A 21,503-nucleotide genomic window follows, 5' to 3' on the forward strand; every position below is an offset into this window, starting at 1 on the left:
AAGCATCCGCTTGGCGGATGCTTTTTTTATAGCTATAATTTAAGAATTCTGAATGTGGATCAAACAATCCTCAATACAAAATAATTTTTCTTTCCGCTTTGTAACAACACAAACTGATTATTAATCAAATCATTCGCTGTCAAAACAAAATCTTCTTTGATTTTTTCTCTGTTCACAGAAATTGAATTTGCTGTTAAAGCTCTTCTCGCTTCTCCGTTTGATTTAAAGAAACCTGTTTTTTCGTTTAAAACAGAAACAATATCCAATCCATTTTCAAGATCCTCTTTTGCGATTTCTGCTTGCGGCACTCCGTCAAAAACTTCTAAGAAAGTCGTTTCATCCAATTGTTTCAAATCCTCTGAAGTAGAATTTCCAAATAAAATATTCGAAGCCTGAATTGCTTTTTCTAATTCTTCTTTACTATGAACAAAAATCGTAATTTCTTCAGCCAGTTTCTTTTGTAAAACTCTTAAATGTGGAGCTTCTTTATGCTCTTCGATTAAAGCATCAATAGTTTCTTTGTCTAAAAATGTAAAGATTTTAATATATTTCTCAGCATCTACATCCGTTGCATTTACCCAAAACTGGTAAAATTTATACACTGAAGTTTTATCAGCATCCAACCAAACATTTCCTCCTTCAGATTTTCCGAATTTAGATCCATCTGCTTTTGTAATTAAAGGAGTTGTTAAAGCAAACGCTTTAGCATTTTCTCCTCCCATTCTGCGAACTAATTCCGTACCTGTGGTAATATTCCCCCATTGATCAGAACCTCCCATTTGCAAAAGGCAGTTATTATTTTTATATAAATGATAAAAATCGTATCCCTGAATTAATTGATATGTAAATTCGGTAAAAGACATTCCTTCGCCTTCTCCGTTAATTCTCTTTTTAACAGAATCCTTCGCCATCATATAGTTTACCGTAATACGTTTTCCAACTTCACGGGCAAAATCAATAAACGAGAATTCTTTCATCCAATCATAGTTATTTACCATAATTGGAGCATTTGGTTCTTTTGAATTAAAGTCTAAGAAACGAGACAAAACACTTTTGATTCCGGCAACGTTTTTAGCCAAAGTTTCTTCGTTCAACAAATTTCTTTCGTCAGATTTTCCGGAAGGATCACCAATCATTCCAGTTGCACCACCAACCAAAGCAACCGGCTGATGACCAAAATTCTTTAAATGAACCAATAAAATAATCTGAACCATACTGCCAATATGCAGCGAATCTGCTGTTGGATCAAAACCAATATATGCCGCCGTTACCTCTTTTAGCAATTGTTCTTCCGTTCCTGGCATGCTATCATGGTATAAACCGCGCCATTTTAATTCTTCAACTAGATTCTTCATTTTTAAAATATTTTGCGCAAATATAATCAATGGTAATGGCAATGGCAAAAACTTATGCCACTAAGGCACAAAGGCGCAAATATTATTAAAAACAAAAAAACTTTGTGGCTTTGAGCCTTTGTGGCAAAAAAGCAAAAACTTATCTTTACAAAATGGTATTAGTAACTGGAGGAACAGGTTTAGTTGGCGCGCATTTATTGCTTCATTTAATCGAAAATGGAGAAAATGTCCGGGCTATTTACCGAAACCTAAATAACATTCAAAAAACAAAATCGGTTTTTGAATTGTATAAAAAAGGAGATTTATTCGAAAAAATTAATTGGCTTGAAGCCGATATTTTAGATGTTCCTTCTCTTGAAATTGCTTTTATCGACATTGAATACGTTTACCATTGTGCCGCTTTGATTTCTTTTGATCCTAAAGACGAAGATGCACTTCGAAAAACCAATATCGAAGGAACCGCCAATATGGTTAATTTTTCGTTGGCCAAAGGAATCAAAAAATTCTGCTTTGTAAGCTCAATTGCCTCTTTGGGAGATTTACCACCACATGAAACCTATATTACAGAAGAAACCGACTGGAATCCTGAAAAACCTCACAGCGATTACGCTATTTCAAAATATGGCGCCGAAATGGAAGTCTGGAGAGGCGTTCAGGAAGGCCTGGATATTATCATTATTAATCCAGGCGTGATTTTAGGACCAATCCCAAAAACAAAAAAATGCGAACAAGGAAGCGCTGAGATATACGTAAAAGTGGCAAACGGACTTTCGTTTTATACTTTTGGAAATACAGGATTTGTTGCTATAAATGATGTAGTGAGAATTGCTTACGAATTAATGAAAAGCACAATCAAAAATGAACGTTTTACCTTAATTGCAGACAATATTGTTTTTAGGGATATTCTAAACACAATTGCAGAAGTCTTAAAAGTAAAAAAACCAAGCATTCATGCAACTCCGTTTTTCATGAATTTTCTTTGGATTGCGGACAAAATATTCTCGTCTTTATTTTTCCAAAAAAGACGTTTAACAAAAGCAACAGCGAAAGCCTCTTATTCGAAAAATTTGTATTCAAATGAAAAAATAAAAACCGCTCTGGGAACGGTTTTTTTAGATGTACATCAATACATTAAAGAAGTATCAAAGTTATAATTATCTTTTTGTCTGTCTTATTGCTCGTCGTATCGAATCAACATTAATCTTTCGGGCAGGTTGAGTTTCATTAAGTTTAGGAGCTGGTCCAGTTGTTTTGCTCTTCTTATTTTTGTTTGCTTTTACCGCTTTCTTCTCTTCGATCTTAAACAGTGAATCTGCTTTTTTCTGATTTTTTTCTAATCGTTTTGCAATTTGATCAAACATATCTTTATAGCTCTCATAATCTGAAGCATAGTACATATTGCTTTGCGCAAATTGTAGACTGTCTACTTTATATTTTTGAAGAATAAATCGCTTCGGGCTAGCATCAAGTGAATCTAAGGATAATGGATTGTGGTATTTTATCGCATCCAAAACAGATAAATCATACATAATATCAATCATTTTTCCTTTCTCAATAAGTCGTTTGGGCTCTTTTACAAGCTCTTTTTTACAACTTACAGCAAAAAATAAAACCAATATTATAACTACAAAATTCTTCATCTTCCTATTTTATCTGTCAAACAATAATCTTTTTCCGTTGCGAACGTCTTTCACTTTAAAATTGTTATAAACCAATTCGCCGTTTACAAACGTATGCGTAATCCTCGATTTAAAAGTAAAGTTTTCAAAAGGAGACCAGCCACATTTTGATAAGATATTTTCTGATTTTACACTCCACGGCAAACTCGGGTTTACAATTACCAAATCAGCAAAATAACCTTCTTTTACAAAACCTCTTTTTTCGATTTTGAAAATTTTAGCCGGATTGTGGCACATTTTCTCTACGATTTTTTCAACAGAAATTTTTCCTTGGTGATGCGCTTCAAACATTGCCACAACAGCATGCTGCACTAATGGTCCACCTGAAGGAGCATTTAAATAGGATTGACTTTTTTCTTCTTTTGTATGAGGTGCGTGATCTGTTGCAATAACATCAATTCGACCGTCATTCAAAGCTTTCCAAAGTTCTTTTCTGTCTTCGGCAGTTTTTACAGCAGGATTCCATTTTATGAAATTTCCTTTTGTTTTGTAATCTTCATCGGTAAACCAAAGATGATGCACACAAACTTCGGCCGTTATTTTTTTATCTTCTAATGCAATTTTATTCGAAAACAATTCCATTTCCTTCGCTGTCGAAAGATGAAAAATATGCAATCTCGCTCCAGTTTTTTTCGCCAAAGCCACTGCTTTTGATGACGAAATATAACAAGCTTCTGCACTTCGAATTAAATGGTGCGCCGTTACCGGAACATCATCACCATATTGTTCTTTAAAAAGGGCAAGATTATTTTTAATTGTCGTTTCATCTTCACAATGAACCGCAATTAACATTGGCGTGCTGGAAAATATTTTTTCTAAAGTTGCTTCGTTATCTACGAGCATATTTCCTGTTGAAGAACCTAAAAATATTTTGATTCCGGCAACGTTTCTTGGATTCGTTTTTAAAACTTCTTCCAGATTATCATTGGTTGCACCCATCATAAACGAATAATTCGCAAATGATTTTACGGCAGCAATTTGATATTTTTCTTCTAAAATTTCCTGAGTAACTGCATTAGGAACCGTATTTGGCTGTTCGATAAAAGAAGTGATTCCGCCCGCAACTGCAGCTCTTGATTCAGATTCTATATCTCCTTTATGAGTTAATCCAGGCTCTCTAAAATGTACCTGATCATCAATAGCACCCGGCATTAAATAATTTCCTTCGGCATCTATCACAATACAATCTGAAGTTTTTAGGCTGATACTATCTGCAACTTCAACAATTAAGTCGTTCTCGATCAAGACATCACCTTCAAAAATAGACCCTTCGTTTACAATTTTAGCATTCTTTATTAAAATCCTATTCATGACCGTGGTATTATAATGTATTGATTAATTTTTTTAATCGAAGTGAAATTACCCCAAGAATAGCTTCTTTAATAATGGCATTGCTCATTTTTGAAACTCCTTTTGTTCTGTCTGTAAAAATAATAGGAACTTCGGTAATTTCAAATTTAGCACAATAGGTTCTGTACTTCATTTCAATCTGAAACGCATAACCAACAAATTTTATTTTATTGAGATTTATTTTCTCTAAAACTTCTCTTTTATAACAAACAAAACCGGCTGTGGCATCATGAATTTTCATTCCGGTAATAAATTTTACATATACCGAAGCAAAGTAAGACATTAATACACGACTTAAAGGCCAGTTTACCACATTTACACCCGTTACATAACGAGAACCTATTGATAAATCGGCACCACCAAAATGGCAGGCATCATACAATTTTTCAAGATCATTCGGGTTATGCGAAAAATCGGCATCCATCTCAAAAATGTAATCATATTTACGTTCCAAAGCCCATTTAAAACCATGAACATAAGCTGTTCCTAAGCCAGATTTTTTGGCTCTTTGTTCTAAAAATAATCTGCCCGCAAATTCTTCCTGCAATGCAATCACCTTGTTTGCAGTATGATCCGGAGAATTATCATCAATAATTAAAAGATGAAAAGGTTTATGTTGTGAAAGTACGGCTCTTATTATACTTTCTATGTTTTCAATTTCGTTATAAGTGGGAATTATGACAATACTATCATTCATTTTTCTTGGCAATTTCATGGCAAAAGTAAACTTTTTATGCCATTTCATTCATAATAAATTTATAATAAAAGTATTGATACAAAAAATTACTAATTTTGTAACGCTATGATTGAACATCTTCAACCCAGAATTCTAGAGAACAAAGATTGGGCAACACTTTTATTTGTGGTGGCCTTTGCTCTCGTTGCTATTACTAAATCAACTTACGAAACAAGATTTAGTGAGTTTAGCAAACTTATTTTTTCTGATAAATATGCTAAAATTTATCGCGACACCAGCAACCTGAAAGGCAGCTTTATTGTTGGGCTGTTTTTTGTTCAAATTCTGTCGTTTTCATTTTTCATTTTGCTTACGCTGCATATTTTTGGATATGCTTCAAAAACAGATTGGATCTTATACATTCAGATCGCTACATTTTTACTTTATTTTATTCTGGGGAAATTTTTAATCGAAAAAATCGTTGCAACTTCTTTCAATATTGATGATTTTGTAAGCCTTTTCAACCTACAAAAAGCGACTTACAGGACTTACATAGGTGTTTTAATACTGCCTTTTAACGCAGTTTTGTTCTATTATGACAATATTCCGAAGATTGTCCCGCTAGTAATAATAGGCGTTTCGCTATGTATAAGTCTATTTTCCTACTTTATTTCAATTAAAACGTATCAAAATATAATAATCGGTAAGTTATTTTATTTTATTTTATATCTTTGCGCTCTTGAAATAGCCCCTTATTATTTCATGTATTATTGGATAACAAAAGAGGTGGCTTAGTAAATGTTTATAATATGAAAGTGAAAACAATTTTGGTGTCACAGCCTGAACCTAAAGTGGAAAATTCTCCTTACTTTGAGCTCCAACAAAAACACAAAATAAAAATTGATTTCAGACCATTTATTCATGTGGAAGGGGTTAACGCAAAAGAGATTCGATTACAAAAAATCGACCTTAATCATTACACTGCGATTATTTTGACAAGCAGAAATGCTGTAGATCATTTTTTCAGAGTAGCAGACGAAATGCGCTACAAAGTTCCTGAAGGATTGAAATATTTTTGCCAATCTGAAGCAGTTGCGTTTTACCTGCAGAAATATGTAGTGTACAGAAAGCGAAAAATTTATGTAGGTGCTAAAGATTTTGCTGATTTATCTCCACTAATTAAAAAATACAAAGACGAAAAATTCCTGCTTCCGGCATCAGATCAGTTAAATGCTGATGCACCTATTACCTTAAATGGTTTAAAAGTAGATTGGACACAAGCTGTTTTTTACAAAACAGTAATGAGTGATTTATCTGATTTGGCAGATGTTTATTATGATGTTTTAGCATTTTTTAGTCCAACCGGAATTAAATCATTGTTCAAAAACTTCCCTGATTTTAAACAAAACGATACAAGAATTGCTGTTTTTGGAAGCACAACTCAAAAAGAAGCTTTAGATTATGGTTTAAGAATCGATATTCTTGCTCCAACTCCAGAAACGCCTTCTATGACAATGGCTTTAGAAAAATACATTAGCGAAGCAAACAAAGGAAAATAATCCTTTTTTAAATATCAAAATTTATAAAATCCAAATTCCAACTTTCTTGTTGGGATTTGGATTTTTTTTATTTTACCATTAAGAAAATAAAGAACGGAACGCTTAATTTTTGCTTTAAAGATTCATTAAGACAAGACTTAATTTTCTTAACCTCTTAATGGTAAAAAAAACTCAACGCAAAGAATACCAATTCAAATCTTCATTTTTTTAAATATTCTAAAGTTTAATCCTTAAATTTGATTTCTATTTAAAACCAAAAAACCAATATTAGTTTCAAACCACAACTCTCATGAAAATCAATTCTCTTTTAATCGAAATTGACGGCATCGACAAAGAAATACTTCGCTATTTAATGGATGATGCCCGAAAACCTATTTTACAAATTGCTAATAAAATTGGGATTTCTGGAGCGGCGATTCATCAGCGTTTAAAAAAACTGGAACAATCGGGTGTAATTTCAGGATCGAAATTTACTGTTAACCCAAAAGTTTTAGGTTACAACACAATGGCATTTGTTGGCGTTTATCTGGACAAAGCTTCCCGAAACTCAGAAGCTGTAAAAGATTTAAAAAAAATCCCCGAAGTTTTAGAATGTCATTATACCACCGGAAACTGGTCGGTTTTGATCAAAATCATTTGTCGTGACAACGAACATTTAATGCAGCTTTTAAACACCAAAATTCAGGCTATTGAAGGAGTTTCAAGAACAGAAACATTTATTTCACTCGATCAGCAGATTGATAGGCAGATTCAGCTTTAGAAAAAGAAATTCCAATATTTTTAAAAATTCCAAATTCCAATTAGAAATCTTGAAATTACATTCTATCAGACTTGAGATTAAAACCATATTGTTTTTCACATTTTATATTGCTATAACTTTTTTCGTTGGAAGCGTTGAAACAGGCAGCCCACACGGCCCGGGTTTTAGCAGTATTTTATTTTTATTACTAATCCCAATAAGCATAGTTTACACTTTAATTCTTTTCTTTAAGTATTTCAAATCTGAAAATAAAGAATATTTAAATTGTGTTTATATCATATCAGGAATGTGGATTTTATTTTATTTAGTATTAGAATATATTCTTATTTAAAAACACATCAATATAAAAACAAAAAAACCGACAAGTTTAAAGACCTGTCGGGTTTGCTTTTATTCCCTCCCGAAGCTTCGGGATTGGAATTTGGAATTTAAAAATTTGGAATTTAATTTCTAATTTCTCCTGCTTCCGGAATAAATAGAGATATAGTATAACAACGTTGCAATTGATCCGATGGCGGCTACTACATACGTTCTTGCAGCCCATTTTAAGGCATCTTTTGCCCCAGCCTGCTCTTCTTGTGTCAGCATGTGTTTATTTTCTAACCAGGCAAGCGCTCTGTTACTTGCATCGTACTCTACAGGCAAAGTAATAATCGAAAACAAGGTTGTTGCTGCAAAAATGATTATTCCTATCAGTAACAATTGAGGAAAAGTTCTAATCATCAGGATTCCTGCAATCAAAATCCATTGTACATAATTTGAGGCGACGCTTACAATTGGTACTAATTTCGAACGCATTGTTAACCATTCGTAACCAATAGAATGCTGCACGGCATGACCACATTCGTGTGCCGCAACAGCAGCCGCAGCCGCATTACGATGATTATAAACTGCTTCGCTTAGATTAACAGTTTTATCACTCGGATTATAATGATCAGTTAACTGCCCCGGAGTCGAGATAACACGAACGTCTCTAATACCATTATCTGCCAACATTTTCTCTGCAATTTCTGCACCGCTCATTCCGTTTCGAAGTTGCAGTTTAGAGTATAATTCGAACTTGCTTTTTAATTTTGAACTAACCAACCAGCTGAATAACATAATTGCCCCAGCAATAATTAAATATCCACTTCCCATTTTTTTTTGATTTTTTGATTGAAATTTAAAGTTACAAAACAAACAGCAATTTACGAACCAATTTCAAAAAATGTCATTTTGGCATTCAGAAGATTTTGTTAATTTAAAAGATTGTTCTTCAGAAGGAAAGTAATTAATTCGGCAACATTTTTTACTTTATATTTTTGAAGAATATTGCGTCGATGTGTTTGTACGGTCAAAAAACTCAAGAACAATTCATCTGCAATTTCCTGGGTCGATTTGCCTTTTGAAAGTAATAAAGTAATATCTTTTTCCCGACGGCTAAGGCTAGGGATTCGATCTAAATCTTCAGATTGCGGCTGACTTATAACTGCCCGAACCTCATCGCTAAACACAATTTCGCCATCTATTGCTTTATAAATGCAATTTTTAAATTCATCAAAAGAAGCACTTTTTAAAATATAACCATTTCCTCCATTTTGAACAAATTGCATAACCAGACTTCTCTCTGACTGACTGCTCATCCCGATAATAATTATTTTAGGATATTTTTGTTTGATGGTTTTACAAAGATCAATTCCGTTTATTACCGGCAAAAAAATATCGATTAAAACCAGGTCCACTTCATTTGTTTCGATATAATCTAAAAGCGCAACGCCTGATTGCAATTTCTCCACGACCTCAACAATCTGAAAATCTGACAGTAAACCCGAAATTCCGGAAATCACAATCGGATGGTCATCTACAATTACTGTTTTATATTTTTTAGTCATTTAGCATTTCGTTTTTTACCTTCAGCTCAATATAGGCCGAAGTTCCTTTATTAATTATGCTTTCAATTTCTAATTTCCCGTTTAGAAACTCTACACGGTTTTTTATATTTCTTAAGCCCATTCCGGTATTACTTCTTTCCGAAACGTTAAACCCAATTCCATTATCTTCGACCGTTATAAAAAAAGTTTCTTTATTTTGAGAACATGAAACCAAGATCTCTGATGCATTTGCATACTTTAAAGCATTATTCAATAATTCCTGAATAATGCGATAAATAAAAATTTGATGGTTTTTAGACAAGTTCGATTTGTTAATCAAATACTGAAATTCAACATTTGTTATTGTGTTTGAATTTGCCATGCACAAATCACGCAAAGCATGTTCTAAACTTAGTTTCAGCAAACTTTCGGGCATTAAGTTTTGAGAAATATTGCGGAGTTCTTTGATCGAATTATCCAGTAAAGTCGTTACTTCTGTCGTACTTACATTATCTTTTTCTGCCAATTTTAAATGAATTTTCAATCCCGAAAGCATACTTCCAAGTCCGTCATGCAAATCTCGTGCAATTCGTTTTCTCTCTACTTCTTCACCTTCGATTAGGGCATTTGAAACTGATAATTTCTGCTGATTTTCAAGTGCTGTCAATTCCTGCTGGTGATTAATCTCTTTTTGAAAACTCAGCTTCTTTTGGTTTTTATTCAAAATCCATAAAAACAAAACAATCAGAAATAATAAAACCGACAATACCGCAAACAGAAAAGAGTTCAACCGATTGTTATATACCAACAGTGCTGCTTTTTCATTTTGGGATTGAAGAGCAGTTATTTTTTTCTCATTTTCGGCTTTTTTATATTTTGCTTCGAGTTCTACAATCTCTTTTTGAAATTTTGTATTGTTTAAACTATCGTTTACAACATTATATTTATTGGCATAAAAATAAGCTTTGTCATAATTTTTAACAGCGCTGTAAACTTTAGACAATTCGTTGTAATAGTTCTTTTTATCTACAATAAATGGTGTATTTTCTAAAAGATATTGCAGGTTGTTTTTAGCTTTTTCATATTCCTTTAGCTTAAAAAGCATTTCATATTCCGCAAATTTCAACCTGTTTAAGGCAATTGCATTTTGATGTTTGTTGGCAGATTTTATTCCTTTTTCATAACTCGTTAAAGCTTGCGTGTATTTGTTTTGTTTGGCATAATATAATCCTTCAGAATAAAAATAAGAATCGTTTAAATTGGATTCAGGAAATTTTTCGAGTGTGAAAAAAGCTTTGTCAAGTACTTTTTTAGCATCATAAAAATGTTTTAATTCTACTAAATTTTCGGCATTAATAATATATGTTTCCATTTTAGATTCTGCCAATGTAGGAGATCGTTTGGTTGCTTTTTCGATATAATTTTGTGCTTCATCCAAATATTCACTTGCTTTTTGACGTTCGTTATTATTCATAAAAATAATAGCAACCGCTTTATACAAGCCGCTTATCAGTTCATAATCGCCGCTCTTTTTTGCAAGGGGAATAGCTTCATTGACCAATAATTTCATATAGCCTTTTTCGTTGTTTTTTCGCTGTTGCATTATTCCGTAATTCTGCAACAGGATCGCGCGGAGTCTAAAAGCTTCTGTATTATTGTACTGTTTTAATTTGGTATTGGCTTCTAATAATGTTTTTTCGAAACCTGCGATATCGCCTTTTTCAATGAAACTATAGGAATTATAATAAATCGAAGCATCCTTCAAAAAGGGAAATCCTGATTTTAGTCTATTGGCCTGATTTAAGTATTCTTTGGATTTTTCAACATTCTGAACCATCAAAAACAATCTTGATAATTTGAAACTGTAAAGACATTTTATACTATCCGATTTTGTATTTCTGGTCACTTTTGCAATACTGTCTATGTAAACGGTATCATCATCTAAAGAAAGAATAACTTGTGAATGTGCAAAGGCGGATAAAAACAAAAACAGCGTCAAAAAGCAGATTTTCTTCATAAAGTGGTATTTATTCAAATTTATTAAATTAAAAAGTGTTTCAAAAAAAAATCAGTTGCTTTTACCTGATATCAGGTAATAAAAAATACATTTTATCAGGTATTGCCAACTGTTTTTCAAGCCTGTAATTTTGTTTTAAATGAATATTAATTATTAAAGAATTTATTATGAAATCAATTTTTAAAACAGCAGTGCTTGTATTAACACTTGCTTTTACAGCAGTATCATGCAGCAGCGACGATGATAACAACTCAGGACCAACAGCATCAAGAGATGTAAAATATGAAATAACAGGAAATTTTACGGGTGAACTTGATGTAACTTATATGGAAAAAAGTGGTGCTCCGCTTATTGAAGATGTTCTGGCATTACCATGGACAAAAGAATTTACGGCTAATGCAGATTCTGACGGGGCTTTAGTACACACAAGCGGTCTTGGCGGTGTTGCAGGACAAACGGTAACGGCTAAAATTTATGTGGGAGGAAAAGTGGTTTCTGAATTAACCGGAACGGCAAATTCAGACGGAATTATTGTAGTACATCCAAACACTTATGTATTTCCGAGATAAGAACCAGAGGTTAGAAATTTAATTTGATAAAAAAAGCGGTTTGTAAAATTTACAAACCGCTTTTTTTTATTCATTTTCTAATTGCTTATTGACTTCTTCAAATTTTTCTATCAGACTATTTAATTTGGTTTCTTGTTTTTTGATTTCCTTTGGCCTCAAATAAAACCAGGCAAATCCTATCCATAAAAACAACATCACATACGTTAAAACACTAAAAAACGAACTCATTTTTGATGCGTATTCATACATATATAAACTTATTCCTATTCCTAATAGAATAAAGTATAAGCTTAAAATTCGGGATTGCAAAAATTGTTGTTTTCTTTTAATTAAAACGAGTTTCTGCAAATATTGCTGATTGGTTTGGGTTGTGTCTATATTTTTATAAGTGGATAATAACCTGTTGTAAACAATCAGATAAATAAGCATTGCTAAAACCGTTAGAACAATTCCAATTTTAGTCGAGATCAAATCAGGCTGATAAAAATACCAGATAAAAATAATAAAAGTACATGTTGCAAAAAGCAGGATATTAGTGATCCATAAACTGCGCAAAGCTGTTTTTTTAAACTGTTTTAATCTTGCCAGTAAATCTTCTATGTTCGGTTGATTTACGGTTTGTTTTTTCCATAAATCTTTAAAATCTATATTATTGCTGTCCATTTTCTTTGAATTTTTGAGTCAGTTTTTCTTTAATTCTATGAATTTTCACTCTTGTGTTGGTTTCCGAAAGTCCGACGATTTTAGCTATTTCTGATTGTTTTACATCTTCAAGTTCAAGTGAGATAATAATACGGTCGGTTTCGGGCAATTCAGCAATGCATTTATATAAAAACTGAATTTGTGGTTCTAATGAATATTGCTTTTCCTCAGTAAGATGAAGTGGTAATGCCGATTTCGGAAAACGTTTCTGCCTCTCAATCTGCCTCAAACAATTATTAGAAGCGATCCTGAAAATCCAGGTTCCTATACTCGATTCGTTTCTAAAAGTTTCGAGTTTTTGCCAGACAATAATAAAGGTTTCCTGAGCCAGATCCTGCGCAATATCATAATCGTTAACAAACCCCATACAAAGCCTGAATATTCGATCCCAATATGTTTTATAAATATCTTCGAATTTCATTTTACGCTTTTATAAAATTGCTTAATTGGTTTAAATACAATTTCGAAAATAAAAGGGCGATAATTAAAATATAATTTTTCATTTCAAATAATTTTAAGTTGATAAATAATCGGATCCGTCCTTTTGATACGAGAACTATTAAAATGTTACAACTGAAATGAAAATTTCAATAAAAAAATTCAAAATTCCAATTGAAGCATGGTGAAGTTTTGCCACGAATTACACGAATTAACACAAATAAAATTCGCGAAAATTCGTGTAATTCGTGGCAGAAAAAATTACTACAAAAAAAATCCCAAACCCCAATCGTAAAGTTGGAATTTGGAATTTTTATATTGGAATTTAAATCTGGTTAACCAACCAAATTGATGATCTTTCCAGGAACAATAATCACTTTATTTGGGATTCTTCCATCAAGTTGTTTTAATGTTCTTTCATCTTTCATGATAATTTCTTCGATTTGCGCCGCGGTTAAATCCAAAGGCAATTCGATTGTGAAACGCATTTTTCCGTTGAAAGAAACCGGATATTCCTTATTTGTTTCAACCAAATGCTTCGCATCAAAAACAGGAAAAGCAACTGTTGAAATTGATTCTTTATTTCCTAATTGCGACCATAATTCTTCTGCGATATGAGGCGCGTAAGGCGAAACCAAAATTGCTAATGGTTCTAAAATTGCTCTCGAATGACAATTTTGAGTCGACAATTCATTCACACAAATCATAAATTGTGAAACCGAAGTATTGAAAGAAAAACTCTCGATATCTTCTGCTACTTTTTTGATCGTTTTGTGTAATGATTTTAAGTTGTCTTTTGTAGGTTCGTCGTTGTTTACGATTAAACCGTTATTTTCATCAAAATACAATCTCCATAATTTTTTAAGGAAACCAAAAACTCCCGAAATCCCAGCAGTATTCCAAGGTTTTGCCTGCTCTAACGGGCCTAAAAACATTTCGTACAAACGTAATGTATCTGCTCCGTATTCAGCACAAATATCATCCGGAGTTACAACATTGTATTTTGATTTCGACATTTTTTCGACTTCACGACCAACAATGTATTTTCCGTTTTCATCAGTGATAAATTCAGCATCGGCATAATCTTCTCTCCATGCTTTGAATTTTTGAACATCTAATTCATCAGAAGAATTAACCAAAGAAACATCTGCGTGAGTTTTAATAATATTTACAAAAATGCCATCAAATATTCCCACAGTTTCAGGAAAAAATTCCTCTAACGCTTTATCTAATTTAGGAAAAGCTGAAGAAATTATAAGCTCTCCTGTACCAAAATTTGCAGAAGGAAACATTTGATTCTCTAAAAATGCTTTAGAAACATATATCTTATTATTATACTTTTCAATAAAATTTCTAATTTTTTCAACCTCATCAGAACTAAACTCTCTACCAGTAAATGCATTACTAAGGCCGTCACTCCAATCTTTTAAATCCAATCTATAAACAAAAGCACTAGTTCCTAAAATCATTCCCTGATTTATCAGTTTTTTGAATGGTTCTTCGGTTGGAGCAAAACCTTTGTCTTTTAAGAATTTATTCCAAAAACGAGAATACAATAAATGTCCGGTTGCATGTTCGCTTCCGCCAATATATAAATCTACACTTTCCCAATAAGCCAAAGCTTCTTTGCTTGCAAATTCTTTTTCATTATGTGCATCCATATAACGCATCCAATACCAAGAACTTCCCGCCCAACCTGGCATGGTGTTTAATTCAAGAGGGAAAATTTCATTATTATCAACCAAATCAGTATTAACAACTTCATTGTTTTTGGTATCCCAAGCCCAGATTGTTGCGTTTCCTAACGGAGGCAAACCATCTTCTGTTGGTAAATATTTCTCTACTTCCGGCAAAATAATCGGCAAATGTTCTGCACTAATCATTTTCGGCAATCCGTTTACATAATAAACCGGGAAAGGTTCTCCCCAATAACGCTGACGAGAGAAAACGGCATCACGCAAACGGTAATTTGTTTTTCCTGTTCCCTGCTCTATTTTTTCTAAAGCAGCAATTACTTTTTGAGTTCCTGTTTTGTAATCTAATCCGTTTAAGAAATCAGAATCTACTAATTGAAAACCTTCTTTGGCTCCAAAAGCAGCCTCAGAAATATCCTTATCAAAAATATTCTTGATTTCCGGCATTCCATTTTGACCTTTAAAGAAATTGGCAAAAGCGTAATCTCTTTCGTCTCCACAAGGAACCGCCATTACAGCTCCAGTTCCGTAACCTGCCAAAACATAATCTCCAATCCAAACCGGAATTGGTTCTTTAGTAAAAGGATGTTCTGCATAAGCTCCGGTAAATACTCCCGAAATGGTTTTTACATCGGCCATACGCTCACGTTCAGAACGTTTTGCCGTTTTTTCGATATAGGCATCAACGGCATTTTTTTGATCTGCAGTTACAATTTTAGCTACCAAATCATGTTCCGGTGCCAAAGTCATAAAAGTTACGCCGAAAATGGTATCAGGTCTTGTGGTAAATACGTCGATTACTTCATCATGATTTTTCACGTTGAAAGAAACCATTGCACCAACCGATTTTCCGATCCAGTTTCTTTGTGATTCTTTTATAGATTCACTCCAATCGATATCATTTAAGCCTTGCAACAAACGTTCTGCATAAGCAGAAATTCGCATGCTCCATTGGGTCATTTTTTTACGGATAACCGGAAATCCACCACGCTCAGAAACTCCGTTTACGATTTCGTCATTTGCTAAAACAGTTCCTAAACCAGGACACCAGTTTACTTCTGTTTCTGCCAAATACGTTAATCTGTATTGCAACAAGATTTTTTCCTGCTCATCTGCTGAAAACGCTTTCCATTCGCTTGACGAAAAACTTTGAATATTATCATCAGATACGGCATTTACTTCTGCATTTCCTTCTTTTTCGAAAATAGCGGTCAAAGTCGAAATATCTTCGGCTCTGTTTGTTTCTTTATTGTACCATGAATTAAATAACTGAATAAAAATCCATTGTGTATGTTTGTAATAATCAGGATTTGAGGTACGTACTTCACGCGCCCAGTCAAATGAAAACCCAATTTTATCTAATTGTTTTCTGTATCCGGCAATTTGTTTTCCTTCTTTATCAACTCCGCCGTCAATATTTACGCGTGTTGTATCTTCGGGACGCTGTCCTGTCTGAATCGCATATTGTTCTGCCGGTAATCCAAAACTGTCATAACCCATTGGGTGCAAAACATTGAAACCCTGATGTCTTTTGAAACGAGAATATACATCTGAAGCAATGTAACCCAGCGGATGCCCAACGTGTAATCCCGCTCCAGATGGATAAGGAAACATGTCTAAAACATAATGCTTTGGTTTTTCAGAATTGTTTGATGCAGCAAAAGTTTGGTTTTTAGCCCAATATTTTTGCCATTTTTCTTCGATTTCGTTTGGATTGTATTTCATTCTCTTTAAGGTTCAGAGTGACAAAGATTCAAAGGTTTGTCACCGAATTAAGATCGCAAATTTACATTTATTGTAGATTGTACCAAAGCTATTTCGTTGACAAACAAATAAAAAAACACATTACTTATTTTTAATTACGTAAATATACTTATATTCGTGTTTTTATACTTAGATAAATTGCGTTTTCTGAATCATGAAGAAAAGTTCCGGAAGAACGACCAATATTGTAGGGCTGGATTTCAATCCAGCACAAATAAAGAATAATAGGCTATTTTTGTAAGATCACTAAAAGAATAAAATGAGTAATAGCAAAAAATATTCTGTTGAAGTACGCCTTTGGATTGAAGAAACTGAAGGTCCATTTCTGGGAATTGGAAAAATCTGGCTTTTAGAGAATATTCGAAAAACAGGATCTATTACCAATGCGGCAAAAGAAATGAAAATGTCATATCGCCAGGCGTGGCAATTGGTTGAAGAAATGAATCAGCGTGCCGAAAGTCCGCTGGTAGAAAAACTTCTTGGCGGAAAAGGCGGTGGCGGCGCAAAACTGACTGAAGCGGGAGAAAAAGCTATTGTTGTTTTTTATGAAATTGAAAAACGCATTAAAGATTTTGCTTTAAAAGAAACCCAAAATTTAAAATTTTAAAACACCTTAATTTCATTTTAAAAAAACAAATAACCAAAACCAATTTTTACAACTGTCAGTATTCATTTAAAAACATACTGAAATTTATATTCTCTTATGAAACTAAAACTTTACACATTTCTGCTTCTGATAAGCTTAAAAGGTTTTTCTCAAATAGAAAATTCAAAAAAAGCTCAGGACAGCATTAAAAAAGAAGATTTAAACGAAGTTGTGATTACTGCTTCCCGCCGATCTGAAAATATTATGCGTTCGCCAATTAGTATAGAGCAGTTAAAATCGGCGGAAGCCAAAAAAATGGGTTCGCCAAGTATTTATGAGGCATTAGAAAATGTAAAAGGAGTTCAGATTATTACGCCAAGTTTGGGGTTTAAAGTTATTAATACGAGAGGTTTTGCCAATTCTACCAATGTAAGATTTGCGCAATTGGTTGACGGAATCGATAATCAGGCACCCCATTTAGGCGCGCCAATTGCAAATGCACTCGGCGCAAATGATTTGGATATTGATAAAATCGAAATTATTCCGGGAACGGCTGCGGCTTTGTACGGAATGAACGCTATTAACGGTTTAGCAAATATTCAGACTAAAAATCCTTTTGAATATCAGGGCGTAAGTGTTCAGCAATTAACGGGCGTAAATCATGTTGGCAATGTTGATCGGTTTTCACCGAAAATTTATTCTCAGTTTAATTTAAGATTTGCAAAAGCATTCACCGAAAAATTTGCCTTCAAAATAAATGCTTCAACTACAGGCGGAACAGATTGGGTTGCCGATGACAGAACCGATTTGGCGCCAAATGCCAATGCTTCGACCAATTTATCCGGCGCAGATAATCCGGCTTATGATGAAGTAAACGGTTACGGAAATGAATCGGCAAACAGAAAAACCTTAAACTTAAACGGTAAAAATTATGTCGTAGCCAGAACGGGTTATCGCGAAACGGACATTACTGATTACGACATTAAAAATTATAAAGCCGATGTTGGTTTTTATTTCCGTCCGAAAAAAGGAAACGAACTTTCTGTTACTTATAAAACCGCATTGATTAATACTATCTATCAGCGTTCGAACAGATTTAGACTGGATGATTATACGTTGAACCAATTTGCAGTTGATTATCACACGCCTATTTTTCAGGTAAAAGCGTATGCTACAACCGAAAATACCGGAAACTCATACAACTTTCGTTCTTTGGCAGAAAACATGGATCGCGCTTATAAATCAGATGATAAATGGTTTGCAGATTATTCAACCTCTTATAAAAATGCTATTACAGGCGGAGCAAGTATTGCCGACGCTCATAAAATCGCCAGATCACAATCTGATCAGGGACGTTTTGAACCGGGAACTCCGGCTTATGAAAATAAGGAAAAAGAATTAATCGATATCAATAATTGGGATATTGGTGCGGCTTTGCGCGTAAAATCGACTTTAGTTCATGGCGAAGGGCTTATTAATTGGGATAAGGCTTTTGTTTCTTTCTTCGAAAAAATCGATACTAAATTATTAAGCGGTTTCGATTACAGAAATTATATTATTGTTCCTGACGGAAATTATTTTATCAACCCAAAAAGTGCTACTGAAAATTTAACGTATCAAAAAACCGGAGCTTTTACGCAGTTAACTAAAGACTTTTTCAACAGCAAATTACGTTTGGGCGCCACAATAAGAATGGACAAATCTGATTATTTTGATGTGAAATTCACACCTCAATTTACGGCAGTTTATTCTCCAAAAGAAACGATTAATTTCAGGGCATCTTATCAAAACGGATATCGTTTTCCGAGTATTTTTGAAGGATTTTCTAATGTAAATTCTGGCGGTGTAAAACGTGTTGGCGGTTTGAGAATTATGTCTGATGGTGTTTTTGAGAATTCGTATACCAAAGCATCGATTGATAAATTTCAGGCGCAGGTTAACACCGATGTAAACACAAATGGTTTAACTCAGGCACAAGCTATTGAAAAGAACAAAAACATGATTCAGAAAAACCCGTATACTTATCTGGAACCTGAATTTGTAAAATCTTTTGAATTTGGTTTTAGGGGAATAGCATTAAACAAAGATCTTTTTATTGATGCCGATTTTTATTACAACTCTTATAAAAACTTTATTGCGCAGGTGGAAGCCAGTACTGTTAATACAACAGATCAAACACAAATTCCAACGCTTTTATATTCGAGAACAACCCAAAATCGTTACCGTTTATGGACAAATTCTAAAAGTAAAATTTACAATTACGGCGGAAGTTTAGGTTTGAAATATAGAATTGATGAAACTTTTACGGCTTTAACAAATCTAACCTACACAAAATTGGACAGAACCGATGATAAAGACGGTCTCGAAGATGGTTTTAATACACCTGAATTTAACGTAAACGGGACTTTAATTGCCAATAATATCTGGCGAAATCTTGGTGCGAGCGCAACGGCACGTTATCAAAACAATTTTGATTATGTTTCTTTTTTAGTTTCCGGAACTGTACCCGCTTATTGGTCTATGGATGCGCAAATCAATTATTATTTTCAAAAATCCGGAATTACAGCAAAATTAGGAGCTACCAATCTTTTAAATCAACCTTATACTTCCATTCTGGGCGGGCCGTCCATTGGGGGATTATACTATTTGTCTCTGGTTTGGGAAACTTTTTAAGGTTCTTTCTAAGGTTCTAAGACGCTAAGATTCTAAGTTGCTAAGATTTTATATCTGACTTTCAAAATACGTCTACCGAGGTTAAAACCTCGGGCTATATTGAATAAAAAAATACAACTTTAAAACATAGCCTGCGGTTTCAACCGCTGGAACACAACGCAAAATTCATCAAAATACGTCTCCCGAGGTTAAAACCTCGGGCTATATTGAATAAAAAAACACAACATTCAAACATAGCCTGCGGTTTCAACTGCTGGAACACAACGCAAAATTCATCAAAATACGTCTCCCAAGATTAAAACCTCGAGCTATGCTGAATAGATAGATAAAAATTATAACATTAAAACATAGCCAACGGTTGAAACCGTTGGAGACGTACAAACAATCAAACTAACTTTACGATTTTGCCGAGATTAAACAGAAACAACTTTGCGGTTAAATCGGCTGGCAAGATTTTTAATTCTTGATTTATTAAATCCTGAATCGTATCTTTATTGTACAAAAGTTAAAACTTTGGTCGTTATTAACTTTAAATAAAGAAATACTTTATTATTTTTACCACATAATTTAAGCATACTATGAGTTCTAACTTTGATAAATTTCAAAAGCGCAGGTTAATTTCCTCTTATTTTTCGGTTGTATTAAGTGTATTTCTGGTTTTATTCCTTTTGGGAGTACTGGGATTATTCATTATCAATTCTAAAAAACTGGCTGATGACTTTAAGGAAAAAATCGCGATGACGGTTTTCTTAAAAAACGAGGCCAATGATAGTGTAATAAAAGCTTTTAATACTGAATTGAAAAGAGCTCCTTTTGCAAGATCATATGTTTATGTAACCAAAGAAAAAGCTGCAAAAGAACATACTGATATTATTGGAGAAGATTTCCTTACTTTCTTAGGAGAAAACCCATTATTGAATTCTTTTGATATTCATTTAAAAGCAGATTATGTTGAAAGAGACAGTATCTTAAAAATTGAAAGCAAATTACGTCAAAACACCATGATTGAAGATATTGTTTATGACAAACAATTGGTAAATCTGGTAAACGATAATATCAAAAAAGTAAGTATGTGGATTTTGATTATCAGCGGTTTCCTTACCGTAATTGCTGTTTTATTAATCAATAGTTCATTACGTTTATCGATTCACTCTAATCGTTTTATTATTAAAACGATGCAAATGGTGGGCGCTACAAAATCGTTTATTCGTAAACCATTTGTTATGCGAAGCGTAAAATTAGGAATCCTTGGTGCGGGATTAGCCATTGTTGCCTTGATTGCACTTTTACTTTATGTAGAAACAAATTTCCCCGGATTAGGAATTTTAGAAGACAAAATCTTAATTGGATTGGTTTTATTGGCCGTTTTCGGTTTAGGAATCTTAATTACATGGGTAAGCACGCACTTTGCAACACAACGTTTCCTGAATTTAAGAACAGACGATCTTTATTAATTTTAGATTTTAGACTTTAGATTTTTTAAAATAAAAATGCCTTCTCCCGAAGCTTCGGGACGCTCAGGCTGACAAAAAAATAGCAATGAAAAACAACAACAACAATACAGAACAACAACCACAAAAACAGGAATTCCTTTTTGACGGTATCAATTATAAAATTCTATTGATTGGAATTGGCGTTATCGCATTAGGATTTATTTTAATGTCTGGTGGAGGAAGTGATAATCCGAATGTTTTTAATGAAGATGTTTTTAGTTTTAGACGTATCCGTTTAGCTCCAACAACTGTTTTAATTGGTTTTGGAATCACGATTTATTCTATTTTCAAAAAATCTAAATAAGACTTTAGATTTCGATTGTCTCACTGAGCGAAGT

General features: G+C 33.4%; 19 protein-coding genes. 9 read left to right on the forward strand and 10 right to left on the reverse strand.

Annotation, left to right across the window (positions count from 1 at the left end):
• Window positions 1-59: 59 nt before the first annotated feature.
• Entirely contained in the window at window positions 60-1,355 is a 1,296-nt protein-coding gene (tyrS, locus tag RT99_RS10495; protein ID WP_042564709.1) for a tyrosine--tRNA ligase, read from the reverse strand.
• Window positions 1,356-1,507: 152 nt separating this feature from the next.
• Here tyrS and RT99_RS10500 point away from each other — a divergent pair, with 152 nt between their 5' ends.
• Window positions 1,508-2,509: an NAD-dependent epimerase/dehydratase family protein gene (locus RT99_RS10500; protein ID WP_042564710.1), complete on the forward strand. Its 1,002-nt coding sequence runs from the start codon at window positions 1,508-1,510 to the stop codon at window positions 2,507-2,509.
• Here RT99_RS10500 and RT99_RS10505 read toward each other — a convergent pair whose 3' ends face one another.
• The 3 genes from RT99_RS10505 to RT99_RS10515 are packed head-to-tail and all read right to left on the reverse strand — an operon-like array spanning window position 2,510 to window position 5,081.
• Window positions 2,510-2,995: a DUF4296 domain-containing protein gene (locus tag RT99_RS10505; RefSeq protein ID WP_042564711.1), complete on the reverse strand. Its 486-nt coding sequence runs from the start codon at window positions 2,993-2,995 to the stop codon at window positions 2,510-2,512.
• 9 nt (window positions 2,996-3,004) lie between these two features.
• Window positions 3,005-4,345, reverse strand: a complete 1,341-nt coding sequence (locus RT99_RS10510; RefSeq protein WP_042564712.1) for a dihydroorotase — start codon at window positions 4,343-4,345, stop codon at window positions 3,005-3,007.
• Between the two features lie 10 nt (window positions 4,346-4,355).
• On the reverse strand, window positions 4,356-5,081 hold the full coding sequence (locus RT99_RS10515; protein ID WP_042564738.1) for a polyprenol monophosphomannose synthase: 726 nt from the start codon (window positions 5,079-5,081) through the stop codon (window positions 4,356-4,358).
• A gap of 105 nt (window positions 5,082-5,186) precedes the next feature.
• On the opposite strand from RT99_RS10515, the gene RT99_RS10520 reads away from it, so the two are divergent.
• From RT99_RS10520 to RT99_RS10530, 3 genes are all read left to right on the forward strand, one after another.
• The gene (locus tag RT99_RS10520; RefSeq protein ID WP_042564713.1) at window positions 5,187-5,855 is read left to right on the forward strand and encodes a DUF4271 domain-containing protein; all 669 of its coding nucleotides are present in this window, start codon (window positions 5,187-5,189) and stop codon (window positions 5,853-5,855) included.
• Between the two features lie 14 nt (window positions 5,856-5,869).
• Window positions 5,870-6,619, forward strand: a complete 750-nt coding sequence (locus tag RT99_RS10525) for a uroporphyrinogen-III synthase (protein ID WP_042564739.1) — start codon at window positions 5,870-5,872, stop codon at window positions 6,617-6,619.
• A gap of 289 nt (window positions 6,620-6,908) precedes the next feature.
• Window positions 6,909-7,379, forward strand: a complete 471-nt coding sequence (locus RT99_RS10530; protein ID WP_035681816.1) for an Lrp/AsnC family transcriptional regulator — start codon at window positions 6,909-6,911, stop codon at window positions 7,377-7,379.
• A 450-nt stretch (window positions 7,380-7,829) separates the two neighbouring features.
• On the opposite strand, the gene RT99_RS10535 is transcribed toward RT99_RS10530, so the two are convergent.
• The 3 genes from RT99_RS10535 to RT99_RS10545 all read right to left on the reverse strand — a co-directional run bounded on the left by RT99_RS10535 (window position 7,830) and on the right by RT99_RS10545 (window position 11,246).
• On the reverse strand, window positions 7,830-8,516 hold the full coding sequence (locus RT99_RS10535) for a zinc metallopeptidase (protein ID WP_042564714.1): 687 nt from the start codon (window positions 8,514-8,516) through the stop codon (window positions 7,830-7,832).
• Between the two features lie 98 nt (window positions 8,517-8,614).
• Window positions 8,615-9,250 carry a response regulator transcription factor gene (locus tag RT99_RS10540; RefSeq protein WP_042564715.1) on the reverse strand — a complete coding sequence of 212 codons (636 nt, stop codon included), beginning with the start codon at window positions 9,248-9,250 and terminating at the stop codon, window positions 8,615-8,617.
• Window positions 9,243-11,246: a sensor histidine kinase gene (locus RT99_RS10545; protein ID WP_042564716.1), complete on the reverse strand. Its 2,004-nt coding sequence runs from the start codon at window positions 11,244-11,246 to the stop codon at window positions 9,243-9,245. The genes RT99_RS10540 and RT99_RS10545 overlap by 8 nt, the downstream gene beginning before the upstream one ends.
• Before the next feature lie 167 nt (window positions 11,247-11,413).
• Here RT99_RS10545 and RT99_RS10550 point away from each other — a divergent pair, with 167 nt between their 5' ends.
• Window positions 11,414-11,815, forward strand: a complete 402-nt coding sequence (locus RT99_RS10550) for an MmpS family transport accessory protein (RefSeq protein WP_042564717.1) — start codon at window positions 11,414-11,416, stop codon at window positions 11,813-11,815.
• A 66-nt stretch (window positions 11,816-11,881) separates the two neighbouring features.
• Here RT99_RS10550 and RT99_RS10555 read toward each other — a convergent pair whose 3' ends face one another.
• The 3 genes from RT99_RS10555 to RT99_RS10565 all read right to left on the reverse strand — a co-directional run bounded on the left by RT99_RS10555 (window position 11,882) and on the right by RT99_RS10565 (window position 16,374).
• A complete protein-coding gene (locus tag RT99_RS10555) occupies window positions 11,882-12,478 on the reverse strand; it encodes a hypothetical protein (RefSeq protein ID WP_042564718.1) in 597 nt (198 codons plus the stop codon).
• Entirely contained in the window at window positions 12,465-12,938 is a 474-nt protein-coding gene (locus RT99_RS10560; protein WP_042564719.1) for an RNA polymerase sigma factor, read from the reverse strand. The genes RT99_RS10555 and RT99_RS10560 overlap by 14 nt, the downstream gene beginning before the upstream one ends.
• A gap of 352 nt (window positions 12,939-13,290) precedes the next feature.
• The gene (locus RT99_RS10565; protein ID WP_042564720.1) at window positions 13,291-16,374 is read right to left on the reverse strand and encodes a class I tRNA ligase family protein; all 3,084 of its coding nucleotides are present in this window, start codon (window positions 16,372-16,374) and stop codon (window positions 13,291-13,293) included.
• A 298-nt stretch (window positions 16,375-16,672) separates the two neighbouring features.
• On the opposite strand from RT99_RS10565, the gene RT99_RS10570 reads away from it, so the two are divergent.
• From RT99_RS10570 to RT99_RS10585, 4 genes are all read left to right on the forward strand, one after another.
• Complete coding sequence (locus RT99_RS10570) at window positions 16,673-17,020, forward strand: winged helix-turn-helix domain-containing protein (RefSeq protein ID WP_042564721.1); 348 nt, start codon at window positions 16,673-16,675, stop codon at window positions 17,018-17,020.
• 96 nt (window positions 17,021-17,116) lie between these two features.
• Window positions 17,117-19,672: a TonB-dependent receptor gene (locus RT99_RS10575; protein ID WP_042564722.1), complete on the forward strand. Its 2,556-nt coding sequence runs from the start codon at window positions 17,117-17,119 to the stop codon at window positions 19,670-19,672.
• A gap of 578 nt (window positions 19,673-20,250) precedes the next feature.
• On the forward strand, window positions 20,251-21,126 hold the full coding sequence (locus RT99_RS10580; RefSeq protein WP_042564723.1) for an ABC transporter permease: 876 nt from the start codon (window positions 20,251-20,253) through the stop codon (window positions 21,124-21,126).
• Window positions 21,127-21,211: 85 nt separating this feature from the next.
• Window positions 21,212-21,469: a DUF3098 domain-containing protein gene (locus RT99_RS10585; protein WP_042564724.1), complete on the forward strand. Its 258-nt coding sequence runs from the start codon at window positions 21,212-21,214 to the stop codon at window positions 21,467-21,469.
• Window positions 21,470-21,503: the final 34 nt, after the last annotated feature.

The organism is Flavobacterium sp. MEB061, from assembly GCF_000834715.1.
Lineage (GTDB): Bacteria > Bacteroidota > Bacteroidia > Flavobacteriales > Flavobacteriaceae > Flavobacterium > Flavobacterium pectinovorum.